13 protein-coding genes are annotated in these 13,081 nt (G+C 64.1%); 8 read left to right on the top strand and 5 right to left on the bottom strand.

The genetic code is table 11. The features are described from left to right. Positions 1 to 101: 101 nt before the first annotated feature. The 4 genes from AC0L3J_RS15790 to AC0L3J_RS15775 form a co-directional block, all read right to left on the bottom strand. Complete coding sequence (locus AC0L3J_RS15790; protein WP_473347602.1) at positions 102 to 461, bottom strand: DUF2200 domain-containing protein; 360 nt, start codon at positions 459 to 461, stop codon at positions 102 to 104. 37 nt (positions 462 to 498) lie between these two features. Further along, entirely contained in the window at positions 499 to 1,704 is a 1,206-nt protein-coding gene (locus AC0L3J_RS15785) for an LLM class flavin-dependent oxidoreductase (protein WP_473347601.1), read from the bottom strand. 71 nt (positions 1,705 to 1,775) lie between these two features. Continuing rightward, the gene (locus AC0L3J_RS15780; protein WP_473347600.1) at positions 1,776 to 3,014 is read right to left on the bottom strand and encodes an acyltransferase family protein; all 1,239 of its coding nucleotides are present in this window, start codon (positions 3,012 to 3,014) and stop codon (positions 1,776 to 1,778) included. An 87-nt stretch (positions 3,015 to 3,101) separates the two neighbouring features. Continuing rightward, positions 3,102 to 4,229, bottom strand: coding sequence for an AraC family transcriptional regulator (locus AC0L3J_RS15775; RefSeq protein ID WP_473347599.1), 1,128 nt, complete (start codon positions 4,227 to 4,229; stop codon positions 3,102 to 3,104). Positions 4,230 to 4,435: 206 nt separating this feature from the next. Here AC0L3J_RS15775 and napE point away from each other — a divergent pair, with 206 nt between their 5' ends. From napE to AC0L3J_RS15745, 6 genes are all read left to right on the top strand, one after another. Beyond that, positions 4,436 to 4,621 (top strand): periplasmic nitrate reductase, NapE protein, encoded by a 186-nt coding sequence (gene napE / locus AC0L3J_RS15770; RefSeq protein WP_007596178.1) that lies wholly within the window; start codon positions 4,436 to 4,438, stop codon positions 4,619 to 4,621. A gap of 26 nt (positions 4,622 to 4,647) precedes the next feature. Next, positions 4,648 to 4,962, top strand: coding sequence for a chaperone NapD (locus AC0L3J_RS15765; protein ID WP_473347598.1), 315 nt, complete (start codon positions 4,648 to 4,650; stop codon positions 4,960 to 4,962). Between the two features lie 16 nt (positions 4,963 to 4,978). Beyond that, positions 4,979 to 7,492 (top strand): nitrate reductase catalytic subunit NapA, encoded by a 2,514-nt coding sequence (gene napA, locus AC0L3J_RS15760; RefSeq protein ID WP_473347597.1) that lies wholly within the window; start codon positions 4,979 to 4,981, stop codon positions 7,490 to 7,492. Continuing rightward, positions 7,489 to 7,959 carry a nitrate reductase cytochrome c-type subunit gene (locus AC0L3J_RS15755; protein WP_473347596.1) on the top strand — a complete coding sequence of 157 codons (471 nt, stop codon included), beginning with the start codon at positions 7,489 to 7,491 and terminating at the stop codon, positions 7,957 to 7,959. Before napA ends, AC0L3J_RS15755 begins: the two co-directional genes overlap by 4 nt. Then, a complete protein-coding gene (locus AC0L3J_RS15750; RefSeq protein ID WP_027570412.1) occupies positions 7,956 to 8,609 on the top strand; it encodes a NapC/NirT family cytochrome c in 654 nt (217 codons plus the stop codon). The genes AC0L3J_RS15755 and AC0L3J_RS15750 overlap by 4 nt, the downstream gene beginning before the upstream one ends. An 88-nt stretch (positions 8,610 to 8,697) precedes the next feature. Further along, complete coding sequence (locus AC0L3J_RS15745; RefSeq protein ID WP_473347595.1) at positions 8,698 to 9,813, top strand: ATP-dependent DNA helicase; 1,116 nt, start codon at positions 8,698 to 8,700, stop codon at positions 9,811 to 9,813. Positions 9,814 to 9,915: 102 nt separating this feature from the next. Here the strand turns inward: AC0L3J_RS15745 and AC0L3J_RS15740 are convergent, their stop codons facing one another. Then, positions 9,916 to 11,613: a caspase family protein gene (locus tag AC0L3J_RS15740; protein WP_473347594.1), complete on the bottom strand. Its 1,698-nt coding sequence runs from the start codon at positions 11,611 to 11,613 to the stop codon at positions 9,916 to 9,918. A gap of 244 nt (positions 11,614 to 11,857) precedes the next feature. On the opposite strand from AC0L3J_RS15740, the gene msrA reads away from it, so the two are divergent. Next, the gene (msrA, locus tag AC0L3J_RS15735; RefSeq protein ID WP_473347593.1) at positions 11,858 to 12,562 is read left to right on the top strand and encodes a peptide-methionine (S)-S-oxide reductase MsrA; all 705 of its coding nucleotides are present in this window, start codon (positions 11,858 to 11,860) and stop codon (positions 12,560 to 12,562) included. Between the two features lie 57 nt (positions 12,563 to 12,619). Beyond that, entirely contained in the window at positions 12,620 to 13,039 is a 420-nt protein-coding gene (gene msrB, locus AC0L3J_RS15730; RefSeq protein ID WP_473347592.1) for a peptide-methionine (R)-S-oxide reductase MsrB, read from the top strand. The last annotated feature ends 42 nt before the right edge of the window (positions 13,040 to 13,081 follow it).

Genomic DNA, 13,081 nt, shown 5'->3' with positions numbered 1-13,081 from the left:
CATCGCCTTTTGACGGAATTTATCAGCAATGGCCGCGCAGCGGAAGGCGGGTGTCGCCGGATATCTCCTGCGGCGTCGCCTAGCCGGGCGGACGAAGGAGCTCAATCAGCACTTTTGCGCAAAATCTTGTCCATCGCTTTTCCCTTGGCCAGCTCATCGATCAGCTTGTCCAGGTAGCGGATCTCCCGCATCGTCGGCTCTTTGACATCCTCGACCCGGACGCCGCAAACCACGCCTTTGATCAGGGCTCGCGAAGGATTGATCTTGGGGGCTTTCGCAAAGAAGGTCTCGAAGTCCGTCCGCTGTTCCAGTTGGGCTTCCAGCTCCTTCTGACCATAGCCTGTCAACCAGGAGATGACCTGATCGACCTCTGCTTTGGTGCGTCCTTTCTTCTCCGCCTTCGCAACGTAAAGCGGGTAAACGCTTGCGAAGCTGGTGGTGTAGATCCGGTGTTTTGTCATGAACACTCCGGGATCGCTTGTTGCAGGACGTGACACCCTACCCCGCCGCCGCCTTCGCCGGCGCGACGCTGACGGCGAGCTTGCCGTAGCGGTCGGTGAACGCCTCGGTGTCGATTTCCTCGAGCTTGATCTCGCCGCTCATGACGCCTTGCTTCCATGCCGCCTGCGCCGGATCGTTCTGGAATTCCGGCATCACTTCGCGGCCGAACAGCTCCAGCGATTCGCAGATGTGCTCGTGGCTGTTCTTGCCCGCCTGGTTCAGGAGGATAACCTGGTCGATGTGCGAGCCCTGGAAGCGCTTGAGCTTCTTGCGGATCGTCTCGGGCGAGCCGATCAGGCCGCCGCGCAGCGCCGCCTCCTGCGCCTCCGGATTATCGCGCTTCCACTTGTTGTACTCGTCCCACATGTTGACGGCGTAGGGCGCCGGACGCTGGCGGTTCTGCGAGGCGCCGTAGAAGCGCAACGCGAACTGGAAGAAGGTGGCGCCGTCGGCGCGGGCGCGGGCCTCCTCGTCCGTCTTCGCGCACATGAAGAACGACACCAGCGCCATGTTCGGGTTAATCTCGTAGTCGGCGAGCTTGGCGAGACGCTTGGTCATGGCGTTGTAATAGGCGTGCACCCAGGCATGCGCGGCATCCGCGCTGACGAACTGGAAGCCGAGCGCGCCAAAGCCGTGGCGGCCGGCGCGCTCGATGGTCTGTAATTGCGAGCACGCCATCCACAGCGGCGGATGCGGTTTCTGCACCGGCTTCGGCACGACGTTGCGCAAGGGGATGTCGAAATATTTGCCGTGATGCTCGCTGCCCGCGTCCTTGAACATCGGGAAGATCGCGGCGACGGCTTCCTCGAACACCTCCTTCTTGGTCTCCATGTCGCGGCCGAACGGCGTGAGTTCGGTGATGGAGGCGCTCTCGCCCATGCCGAATTCGCAGCGCCCGTTGGAGAGCAGGTCGAGCACCGCAACGCGCTCGGCGACGCGTGCAGGATGGTTGGTGGTGAGCTGGAGGATGCCGTGGCCGAGCCGGATGTTCCTGGTGCGCTGGCTTGCGGCTGCGAGAAACGATTCCGGCGAGGGCGAGTGCGAGTATTCTTCGAGGAAGTGATGCTCGACGACCCAGGCGTGGTCGTAGCCGAGCTGGTCTGCGAGTTCCATCTGCGAGAGCGCGTTCTGGTAGAGGCTGAGCTCGTCGCCGGCCACCCAGGGACGTGGCAGTTGCAGCTCATAGAAGATGCCGAACTTCATGACGCCTCTCCCAAGTGTTTTTGCCGCTCATATTTTTGTTGCGGGCATCTTAATGGGTGGGGCGGCGCTGTCTACGCAGTCGCAATTCCGCCTTGCGGGAGAAGGTGCTTTTCAGCGCGACGGCCATTCAGGACCACACCGATGAAGGTGAAGCGCACCAGCAGATGGTAGCTCGCCAGCATCGGAGGAAGCGCGACGAGGAGAATGATCGCGAACTTGATCAGCCCGGGCCAGTCGAACTGCGACAGCGCGACCTGCAGCGCCATCACGATCGGCAGGTGGATCAGATAGAGCCAGTAGGATGCATCGGCGAGGTAGCGCCACGTCCGACTGAAGCCGGACATGAAGCGGAGGGCGAGGCCGAGGACCGCGAATGTGGCAACCCAAATCGCCGGTGCGTAGAGAATGGCGGAGATCAGCCTCAGCGTGGCGAAGCTGACCGGCAGTTTCGGCGCGACAGGCAACGACAGCATCACGCCTGACAACGCGAAGCTGACCAGGATCAGGCCGAGCGCGAGCAGGACATGCGCCAGCCAGCGTCGCTCGATGAGCCGCAGCAGATCGACTTGCCGATGCAGGAGCCAGCCGACGCCGAATGCGGTGCCGAAGCCGATCCAGGCCTGCGCATTGGTGATGAGCGATTGATCCGGCGTCCTCACGCCCATCACGTTGATCCATCGTTGGTCGAGGCAGAAGGCGATGCCGATCGGGATTGCCAGAACCAGGGGAGCCAGCGGATTTCGCATGATCTGCGCGAAGGCACGGTCAAGCACCATGCGCAGCGCACCTGATGCATCAAGCCAGACCATTGCGCCGCGCAGCAGCAGCGTCGCGAGATAGAGTTCCAGCAGCACATACAGAAACCAGAGATGGGTCAGGGGAAACTTAGGCAATGCCGGCAGCCAGCCGGACGTGGGGTGGATCGGACCGCCATTTGGAAAGTGAGATGCCCAGATCACGATCAGAACGATCGGCATGAACACGAGCGGCCAGCCGATCACCAACGGCAGGCCGATCCGCTGCAGCCTGTCCTTGACGAAGCCCCAGCTCCCCCGGCGCTGAAAGCTCATGCGGGCAAAGAAGCCGGCCATCAGGAAGAAGGTCGTCATCCGGAAGACGTGGATCGTAAAGGACAGCAGGCCCAGAGTAACGCTTGGATGGGTGTCCTGGATGATCCAGAACCGGGGCGAGGCCGGCACAAACGACAATGTCGCGTGCAGGACGATGCCGAGCAGCAGGGCGCCACCCCTGACTGCGTCCAGAGCATGGAGCCTCTCCGATACAGGGGCGGCGGCGGTCGGGTGGGACATGGATAGGCTCGTTCCGGCTGGATGGGAGTTTATGCTGGACGGTCTAACCAATCGGCACAGCGCGTTCTCGCCTGATCCAAAAATCGGCTAGCCGATTTCGCGGCGCGGCTGGATGAGTGCAGCGCTCTCGGGCCGGCTCAGCGCCTCACGCCGGAATTCGGTCGGGGTCATGCCGGTCTCCGCCTTGAAGGCCCGGTTGAAAGGTCCGATCGACTTGAAGCCCGCATCCATGGCGATGGTCAGCACCGGGACCTCCCGTTGCGTCACGTCGGACAGAGCCAGCCTGGCATCCTCGATACGGTAGCGGTTGAGGAACGCATTGAAGTTGCGATAGCCCAGCCCTTCATTGATCGCCTGGCGCAGCCGATGCTCGGGAACGTCGAGCCGCGCCGCAAGCGCTCCGATCGCAAGGCCTTCCTGGCGGTAGCTTCGCTCCACGGTCATCAGATGATCAAGTCGCCGCAGCAGGATCGGATCGACGACGACCCGCCCCGCGGCAGCGCGATCGGCGGCCGGGGCTTGCCTCGCCACCTCGCCGGATGCGATCGCGGCCGTGGCGTCATTGACGGCCATCGCCGGCGCGCTGAACAGGCCGATGCCGGCAAGCATGGCCACTACGAACAGCCCGAGCGCGGTCGGGAGACTGCCGGGCGCACCGGGAACCGCGACGGGAATTGCGGCGAAGCCAGCGAGGGCGACGGTCGCGATGAGCACGACATTGATCGCGAGCATCGCCAGCCGCAATCGGCGTCGCCGCGCGACCAGATCGGCTCGCCAGGTCTTGACCGTCTGAACCGCGGCAGCGAGGGCCAGCACCAGGGTGGCCAGAGCCAGGACTCGCCCGCCTGCGCCGGCCAAAGCGGGCCAGTTCGCCCAAGCCAGCGTGATTGCAAACCCGAAAGCCACGATGCCCAGCCACAGGACGCCGTGCCAACGCCTCAGCACGAAATCGTCGTCAAACGCCGCGCGCGCCCACAGCCAGAAGACCGCAGGCTGCGCGGACAGGATCGGCAACACCCACCACCAAGCCGTTTTGGGCAGGTTGGGCGCCGTCGCGATCGCATAGAACATGCCGCCTGCGCACATCGCAATGCCCAGAAAAGCCTGTTGGCCGGTTGCACGACGCAGCAAGGCCACGAGAACGATCAACAGGAACACGCCGCTCGCCGCGCCGCGAAGTCCGAGATCGATCGCCGTCAGCCCCGTCGCGTTCACAGCTCGTATCCCCGTTCGATGCCAAATTGTCGCATCGCCTTCGCACGGGCACAACCCGAACTTGTGCTTGTGGTCTGGCGGCAGCCAGCATCGCAACTGGACGGATTGATCCAGATCAAGGCGTCAGTGGCCCTGCTGCATCTAAGGTGCGGCAAGGCAACGGCCCGGATGCCGTCCCAATCCCCACATTCCAAACGAGACCGAATATGTCGGCCCCAGACGACGCGACTTCGCGCGTGCGCCGTAAGCGCATGGAGATTTTCGCTTTCCTGTTCCTGACCGCAATCGTGATGCCCGTCCTCGCGGTCGGAACGGTCGGCTCCTACGGGCTCGGCGTCTGGATCTACCAGATGTTCGCCGGCCCTCCCGGCCCGCCGCCCTCCCCGCATTGATCTCCTCGAAGCGAAAGACAGGCATCATGGCCGAATCCAAATTCAACCGCCGCGCATTGATCACCGGCCGGGTGCTCAGCGCCGACCGCATCGTCGCGCCGCCCGGTTGCGAAATTGCCAGCATCATCGTGCAGGCGCGCCCCGAGCGTCTGGACCAGCTGGAAGCCGCGATCACCGCCCTTGCCGGCTGCGAGATCCACGGCCGCGACGCGCGCGGCAAGCTCATCGTCGTGACCGAGGCGCCTGATTCCGGCAGCCTCGGCACCCTGCTCAACACCATCCAGTCGCTGCCCGACGTCTATTCCGCAGCGCTGGTCTTTCACGCCATTGAAACCGCCTGAGTCAGGAAGAGCCATTATGAAATCGCCAAAGCTCGACCGCCGCCAGATGCTGAAGCTCGAGGCCGCCGCCATAGCGGCCGCCGCTGCGGGCATGCCGGCACCGGCGCTCGCCGCGAACCTCGTCGCCGAGCGCGACGTCGCCGAACTGAAATGGGACAAGGCCGCCTGCCGCTTCTGCGGTACCGGTTGCTCCGTGATGGTCGCGACCAAGAACAATCGCGTCGTCGCCACCCACGGCGACATCAAGGCCGAGGTCAATCGCGGCCTCAACTGCGTCAAGGGCTACTTCCTCTCCAAGATCATGTACGGCCACGACCGCCTGACGCAGCCGATGCTGCGCAAGACGGCCGGCAAATACGACAAGAACGGCGAATTCACGCCCATCTCCTGGACGGAAGCCTTCGACATCATGGAGGTGAAGTGGAAGGAGGCGATCAAGAAGCGCGGGCCGAACGGCGTCGCCATGTTCGGCTCCGGCCAGTGGACGGTCTGGGAGGGCTATGCGGCCGTGAAGCTGTTCAAGGCCGGCTTCCGCACCAACAACATCGATCCCAACGCGCGCCACTGCATGGCCTCCGCCGTCGCCGGCATGATGCGCACCTTCGGCATCGACGAGCCGGCCGGCTGCTATGACGACATCGAGGCCACCGACGCCTTCGTGCTGTGGGGCTCCAACATGGCGGAGATGCATCCGATCCTGTGGACGCGCCTCGCCGACCGGCGGCTCTCCGCACCGCATGTCCGCGTCGCCGTGCTCTCGACCTTCGAGCACCGCTCGTTCGACCTCGCCGACATCGGCATGGTGTTCAAACCGCAGACCGATCTCTACATTCTCAACGCCATCGCCAACCACATCATCAAGACGGGCCGGGTCAACAAGGACTTCGTTGCCGCGCATACCATCTTCAGGCGCGGCCAGACCGACATTGGTTATGGTTTGAGGCCGGAGCATCCGCTGCAGAAGAAGGCGACGGGCGCGGCGAAGGCCAATGATTCCACCGAGATGAGCTACGACGAGTACGTCAAGTTCGTCTCGGAGTACACGCTGGAGAAGGCGGCGGAGATGTCGGGCGTGCCGCTCAACCGGCTGGAGGCGCTGGCCGAACTCTATGCCGACCCCAAGACCAAGGTGGTCTCGTTCTGGACCATGGGCTTCAACCAGCACACCCGCGGCGTCTGGTGCAACAACCTCGTCTACAACATCCACCTTCTGACCGGAAAGATCTCCTCGCCCGGCAACAGCCCGTTCTCGCTGACCGGCCAGCCCTCGGCCTGCGGCACCGCGCGCGAGGTCGGCACCTTCTCGCACCGCCTGCCGGCCGACATGGTCGTCACCAACAAAGAGCATCGCACCAAGGCCGAGCACATCTGGCAGCTTCCGGAGGGCACCATTCCCGAAAAGCCCGGCGCACACGCCGTGCTGCAAAGCCGGATGCTGAAGGACGGCCTGATCAACGCCTATTGGGTGCAGGTCAACAACAACCTCCAGGCCGGTCCCAACGCCAACGAGGAGACCTATCCGGGCTTCCGCAATCCCGACAATTTCATCGTGGTCTCGGACGCCTATCCATCGGTGACGGCGCTCGCCGCCGATTTGATCCTGCCGACCGCGATGTGGGTGGAGAAGGAGGGCGCTTACGGCAACGCCGAGCGGCGCACGCAGTTCTGGCATCAGCTCGTCCCCGCGCCCGGCGAATCGAAATCCGATCTCTGGCAGCTCATGGAGTTCTCCAAGCGCTTCAAGATCGAGGAGGTTTGGCCGGAGGAGCTGATCGCCAAGAAGCCCGAGGTTCGCGGCAAGACGCTGTTCGACCTGCTCTACAAGAACGGCCAGGTCGATAAATTCCCGAGTTCGGAGATCGAGGAAGGCTACGCCAACGAGGAGTCCAAGGCATTCGGCTTCTACGTGCAGAAGGGCCTGTTCGAGGAATACGCCGCGTTCGGCCGCGGCCACGGCCACGACCTCGCGCCGTTCGATGTCTATCACCGCGAGCGTGGCCTGCGCTGGCCCGTCGTCAACGGCCAGGAGACGAAATGGCGTTTCCGCGAAGGCAGCGATCCCTACGTCAAGCAGGGCACGGACGTGCAGTTCTACGGCTATCCGGACGGCAAGGCGCGCATCTTCGCACTTCCTTACGAGCCGGCGGCCGAATCCCCCGACAACGAATATCCGTTCTGGCTGTCGACCGGTCGCGTGCTGGAGCATTGGCATTCCGGCACCATGACGCGCCGGGTGCCCGAACTCTATAAGGCGTTCCCCGAGGCGGTGTGCTTCATGCATCCTGACGACGCGCAGGAGGCGAAGATCCGCCGCGGCGACGAGGTGAAGGTGGTCTCCCGCCGCGGCTTCATCCGTGTCCGCGTCGAGACGCGCGGCCGCGACCGGCCGCCGCGTGGCCTCGTCTTCGTGCCGTGGTTCGACGAATCCAAGCTGATCAACAAGGTGACGCTGGACGCCACAGATCCGATCTCGCTGCAGACCGATTACAAGAAGTGCGCCGTGCGCATCGAGCGGGTGAGCGTGTCATGATGAAACGATTTGGAGTAGCGCTGCTCGCAGTCGCGATCGCAGCCGGCGCGAGTTCGCTGACCGCGCAGACGGTGACGTCGGGCCTGCGCGGCCCGACGCCGCTCAACGACGAAGGGCCGGCGCCGCCGATGCTGCCGAACCGCAACACCTCCGAAAGGGAAGTGCGCAACTATCCGGAGCAGCCGCCGGTGATCCCGCATGCGATCGACGGCTATCAGATCGACCTCAACGGCAACAAGTGCCTGTCCTGCCATGCACGGGCGCGCATCGCGGAATCGCAGGCGCCGATGGTCTCGATCACCCACTTCATGGATCGCGACGGCCAGTTCCTGGCTTCGATCTCGCCGCGCCGCTTCTTCTGCACGGAATGCCATGTGCCGCAGAACAGCGCCAATCCGCCCGTCAGCAACGACTTCACCGACATCGACACGCTGCTGTCGCGCGCAAGCCCGGGTGGCCGCCGATGACGACGACCGCTGATGAGCCCGACGAGGGAATGAAGGCCAAACGCGGCTTCGTCGCGCGAAGCTTGGACTTTGCGCGCGAGCTCTGGCAGGTGCTGATCCGTCCGAGCTCGGTGTTCGGGCTCGGCGTGCTGGTGCTGGCGGGCTTCATGGCCGGCGTGATCTTCTGGGGCGGCTTCAACACCGCGCTGGAATTGACCAACACCGAAAAATTCTGCACCGGCTGCCATGAGATGAAGGACAACGTCTATGCCGAGCTGAAATCGACCATCCACTTCGCCAACCGCTCCGGCGTGCGCGCGACCTGTCCGGATTGCCACGTGCCGCACAACTGGACCGACAAGATCGCCCGCAAGATGCAGGCCTCCAAGGAGGTCTGGGGCAAGATCTTCGGGACCATCGACACCCGCGAGAAATTCCAGGATCACCGGCTCGAGCTCGCGGCGCATGAATGGGCGCGCTTCAAGTCCAACGATTCGCTGGAATGCCGCAACTGCCACAGCGCCGATTCCATGGACATCACCAAGCAGTCGCCGCGGGCCTCGGTCGCCCATCAGCGCTTCCTGTTCACCAAGGAAAAGACCTGCATCGACTGCCACAAGGGCATCGCCCACCATCTGCCCGACATGCGCGGTGTACCCGGCTGGCAATAGGGCGCCCCGCCCGGCTTGAACCGGCGGTGCGAATGGTTAGTTTTGGGGCTGGCGAATCGCTCCGTTTCGCCCCCTCCTCAAGACAGACATGGCCACATTCACCCCGCATCAGGATGCCGCGCTCAAGGCCGTTGGCGACTGGCTCAAGGCCAAGCCCGGCCGCAACGGCACGCCGCCGGTGTTCCGCCTGTTCGGCTATGCCGGCACCGGCAAGACCACGCTGGCGCGGCACATCTCCGACGGCGTCGACGGCGAGGTGAAGTTCGCCGCCTTCACCGGCAAGGCGGCGCTGGTCATGCGCAACAAGGGTTGCGACGAGGCCTCCACCATCCATTCGCTGATCTACCGCACCCGCGAATCCGGCGAGGAACAACCGAGCTTCGAGCTGTGGGACGACGCCCCGGCGTCCAAGGCCAAGCTGATCGTGATCGACGAATGCTCGATGGTCGACGCCGAATTGGGCCGCGACCTGATGTCGTTCGACTGCCCGCTGCTGGTGCTGGGCGATCCCGCGCAGCTGCCCCCGATCCAGGGCGGCGGCTTCTTCACCAATACCGAGCCCGACGCGATGCTGACCGAGGTGCACCGCCAGGCCCAGGACGATCCGATCGTTCGGATGTCGATGGACGTCCGCGAGGGCCGCGAGCTCGACATCGGCCGTTACGGCGAGAGCGAGGTGGTATCGCGCAAGGAGCTCGATCCTGATCGCGTCATGGCCGCCGACCAGGTCCTGGTCGGCCGCAACAACACGCGGCGCGCGTACAATATGCGGGTGCGCCAGCGCCAGAACATCGAGGACGTCTTCCCCGTCGCCGGCGACAAGCTGGTCTGCCTGCGCAACAATCGCAAGAAGGGCCTGTTCAACGGCGGGCTGTGGCGGGTGAAGTCGCGCAACACTTCGCGCTCGAAATCCCGCATTCTCAGCATGAGACTGTCGCCGGACGAGGATCTCGGCCACAAGGTGACCAAGGTCTCGGTGCGCGCCGATTGCTTCGAGGGCGGCGTCGAGGCGATCGCCTGGGAGCAGCGCAAGCCCTATGACGAGTTCGACTACGGCTACGTGCTGACCGTGCACAAGTCGCAGGGCTCGCAATGGGACGACGTCGTGCTGTTCGACGAGAGCTTTGCGTTTCAGGAGAGCCGCGCGCGGTGGCTGTACACGGGAATTACGCGGGCGGCGAAGCGGCTGAGCATTGTGGTGTGAGGCTCCCGTAGCTGCCGTAGCCCGGATGAGCGAAGCGATATCCGGGACAGAAGGACCCGCATGTCGCTACGCTCATGCGGGCTACGAATTCGAGCCCGGCCCTCACTTCCCCACAACGAAATAAAAATCCTCTCTTCCCGGCGGCGAGCCGTAGGAAAACGGCTGCTGCACGTGCTTGGTCACAAGCCAGACGTCGTCGCGGACGATGTCGAACAGTTTTCGGATCTCGACGCGCGGCATCTTGATTTCGCGGGCGAGCGCGGTGGCGAACGGGCTGTCGGCGCCGCCGTCGCCGTCCATCGCGGTCTCGCCGTGCTTGGCGGCGTAGACCACCATGAAGCCGGCGCCGGGCTCGATGTTGGAAAAGCCCTTGTCCACCAGCTTGAGCGACAGCGTGCGCTGCATGGTCGGCGCAAACGGATTGTCGCGGCAGGCATCCAGCATCACCAGACGCACTTTTCGCGCAGCGCCCACCGCCGCGATCACCTGCTCCAGCGCAACCGCCTGGGTCTCGGCGTCCCTGTCGGCGGCAAGCTTGGCATCGACGGGAACGAGATAATTGACGCCGCCGATCTCGAAACCGTGGCCGGCGTAATAGACCACCGCCCAATCCGCCTTCTCCGCCTCGGCCGCAAACGTCTGCAACGCTTCGAAGAACTTGTCGCGGGTCAGGTCGCTGACGGATATCACGGTCTGGAAGCCGACATCGCGCAGCGCGGCTGCGATCATTTTCGAGTCGCGTGGCGGATTGGGCAAGGCGTGGACGTTCTTGTAGGCGCCGTTCCCGATCACCAGCGCCACACGGCGCCCGGTGGATCCGGCTGGCGCCTGCGGGGTCAGCGCGGCCAATCGCTCCTGCGCGATCGCGCGGGCGCGCGCGACGTCGAGCTCGTCGAACTTCGTCAGCGAATAGGCCGCCGCACGATAGTCGGCACGGGCCTGGGCGAGGTCCTTCTTGCGCTCGTAGATCTGGCCGCGACCCGAATGTGCCCGGACATTGTTCGGGTTGATCTGGATCGCAATGTTGTAGTCCTTCAACGCGGCGTCGAAATCGCCCTTCAGCATGTTGATGTCGGCGCGATTGTTGATCGCGTACACGTTCTTCGGCTGCTTCTCGATCAGGCCGTTGCAGTCGGCGAAGGCCTGGTCGTACTTGCCCATCATGCCGTAGGTGATGCAGCGGTTGGCGGTGATCTGCTGCGCGCCCGGTTCGATCTTCTCGGCCTCCGCGAAATCGGCGATCGCGCCGTCGAAATCCTGCATCAGCGTGCGCACGCGGGCGCGGTTGGTGTAGCCGAGCAGGAATTTTGGCGCGTATTTGATCGACAGGTTGAAATCGTCGAGCGCGCTTTGCAGCGCCCCCCGGCGCAACTGGATGATGCCGCGGTTGTTGTAGGGGACACCGTAGGTCGGGCGCTTCTGGAGCGCGAGGTTGTAGTCCGCCATCGCATGATCGTCCTGGCCCGTCCGCTCATAGGCGAGGCCGCGCAGATTGAGCGTGACGACGTTGTCGGGATCGAGGTCGACGGCGATGGACAAGGTCTCGATGGCGTGGACGTAGTCGCGCTTGTTGATCAACGTATTGCCGCGCACGGAAAGCGCGACGGCCTTGTCCTTGCCGGTGAGCCGGTCGGCGTTGAGCAAATTGTCGCAGGCCTGCACCCTCGCCTGTGCATCCGCCTGGCGGTCGCGGCAAATGGCGAGGTCGTCGCCGGGTTTTGGATCGGCCGCCGCGATCGAGCTCCAGCCGGCCAGGATGGCGAGCAGGGCGACGAGTGTCAGGGATGCGACGCGCAGCATGGTGTCAGGTCAGCTCCAGCCATCATTCTTTAGGTCGATCACCGATCGCGCCGGTTCATCTAGCCCGGAGTTCCTGTCCTCGCCAAGCCGGGCCGCTCCAGGCGGCGCGTTTCACAGACTCGTGTCCGTCCGGCCGTAACAATCGCCCGGCCGGCCCGTATCTCGACTATCCGAAAATGCCGGGCAGGCTGTTCGCCCGGCCCCAACCGCCCTAGACTGTCAGACCTTCGGAAAGAGGATCGCCATGCGCCGACCTGCCATCCTGTCCCTGCTCGCCGCAACCACCGCCCTGACGCTGGCCTTTGCCGCGCCGACCCGGGCCGCAGAGGATGCGGTCGTGATCCCCGCTCCTGCCGTTGACGCGGCCCCCGCAAGCGGGATCCAGACCGCCGTGATCGCCGGCGGCTGCTTCTGGGGCGTGCAGGGCGTGTTCCAGCACACCGCAGGCGTCGTCAACGCGGTCTCCGGCTACGCCGGCGGCACCAAGGCGACAGCCGACTACCAGACCGTCTCGAGTGGCCGGACCGGCCACGCGGAATCGGTCGAGATCAAATACGACCCCAAGAAGATCTCCTACGGCAAGATCCTCCAGATCTACTTCTCGGTGGCGCACGACCCGACCCAGCTCAACCGGCAGGGCCCCGACTCCGGCACGCAATATCGCTCGGCGATCTTCACCACCTCCGACGAGCAGAAGAAGGTGGCCGAGGCCTATATCGCCCAGCTCAACGGCGCCAAGGTCTTCAACAAGCCGATCGCGACCAAGGTCGGCGCGCTGGAGGCGTTCTATCCGGCGGAGGCCTATCACCAGGATTATCTGACGCTGCACCCGAACCAGCCCTACATCGCCTACAACGACCTTCCGAAGGTCGAGAACCTGAAAAAGCTGTTCGCGGATAACTATATCGAGAAGCCGACGCTGGTGAGCGCCAGCAAGGCCACCAACTGATCGCAAGATCACTGAACAAGATCACCGAAAACAAGATCATCGAAAAACGGGAGACCCATGCCCGACACCAAGACGAAAACCACGGACGACAAGGTCATCAAGAGCGAACAGCAATGGCGCAGCGAGTTGTCGCCGATGCAATACGCAGTGCTGCGCGAGAAGGCGACCGAGCGTCCCTTCTCCGGCGAATATGAGCACGACCACCGCGCCGGCACCTATACCTGCGCCGGCTGCGGCAATGTGCTGTTCGAGTCCGACGCGAAGTTCGATTCCGGCTGCGGCTGGCCGAGCTTCACCCAGCCCGCCGCCGAGGGCCATATCGACGAGGAGCGCGACGTCAGCCACGGCATGGTCCGCACCGAGGTGCTGTGCGCCAAGTGCAGCGGCCATCTCGGCCATGTCTTCCCCGACGGCCCTGGGCCCACGGGCTTGCGTTACTGCATCAATTCCGCGGCGCTGAAGCTCGAGCCCAAATAAACCTTGCGCGCCGCCGGGTTCCGTCATGGAACCCGGCGGCGC

The sequence above is a fragment of the Bradyrhizobium sp. Kon37 genome, from assembly GCF_055807535.1.
The sequence above is the reverse complement of the archived record's forward strand: the minus strand, read 5'-3'. Positions and strand labels throughout refer to the sequence as shown.

What these genes read in the sequence shown, in the direction of transcription:
- AC0L3J_RS15780 (WP_473347600.1), bottom strand. Translation starts at nt 3,014, where the DNA reads ATGTCCCACCCGACCGCCGCCGCCCCTGTATCGGAGAGGCTCCATGCT.
- AC0L3J_RS15750 (WP_027570412.1), top strand. Translation starts at nt 7,956, where the DNA reads ATGACGACGACCGCTGATGAGCCCGACGAGGGAATGAAGGCCAAACGC.
- AC0L3J_RS15765 (WP_473347598.1), top strand. Translation starts at nt 4,648, where the DNA reads ATGGCCGAATCCAAATTCAACCGCCGCGCATTGATCACCGGCCGGGTG.
- AC0L3J_RS15790 (WP_473347602.1), bottom strand. Translation starts at nt 461, where the DNA reads ATGACAAAACACCGGATCTACACCACCAGCTTCGCAAGCGTTTACCCG.
- napE (WP_007596178.1), top strand. Translation starts at nt 4,436, where the DNA reads ATGTCGGCCCCAGACGACGCGACTTCGCGCGTGCGCCGTAAGCGCATG.
- AC0L3J_RS15745 (WP_473347595.1), top strand. Translation starts at nt 8,698, where the DNA reads ATGGCCACATTCACCCCGCATCAGGATGCCGCGCTCAAGGCCGTTGGC.
- msrB (WP_473347592.1), top strand. Translation starts at nt 12,620, where the DNA reads ATGCCCGACACCAAGACGAAAACCACGGACGACAAGGTCATCAAGAGC.
- napA (WP_473347597.1), top strand. Translation starts at nt 4,979, where the DNA reads ATGAAATCGCCAAAGCTCGACCGCCGCCAGATGCTGAAGCTCGAGGCC.
- AC0L3J_RS15755 (WP_473347596.1), top strand. Translation starts at nt 7,489, where the DNA reads ATGATGAAACGATTTGGAGTAGCGCTGCTCGCAGTCGCGATCGCAGCC.
- AC0L3J_RS15785 (WP_473347601.1), bottom strand. Translation starts at nt 1,704, where the DNA reads ATGAAGTTCGGCATCTTCTATGAGCTGCAACTGCCACGTCCCTGGGTG.
- AC0L3J_RS15740 (WP_473347594.1), bottom strand. Translation starts at nt 11,613, where the DNA reads ATGCTGCGCGTCGCATCCCTGACACTCGTCGCCCTGCTCGCCATCCTG.
- msrA (WP_473347593.1), top strand. Translation starts at nt 11,858, where the DNA reads ATGCGCCGACCTGCCATCCTGTCCCTGCTCGCCGCAACCACCGCCCTG.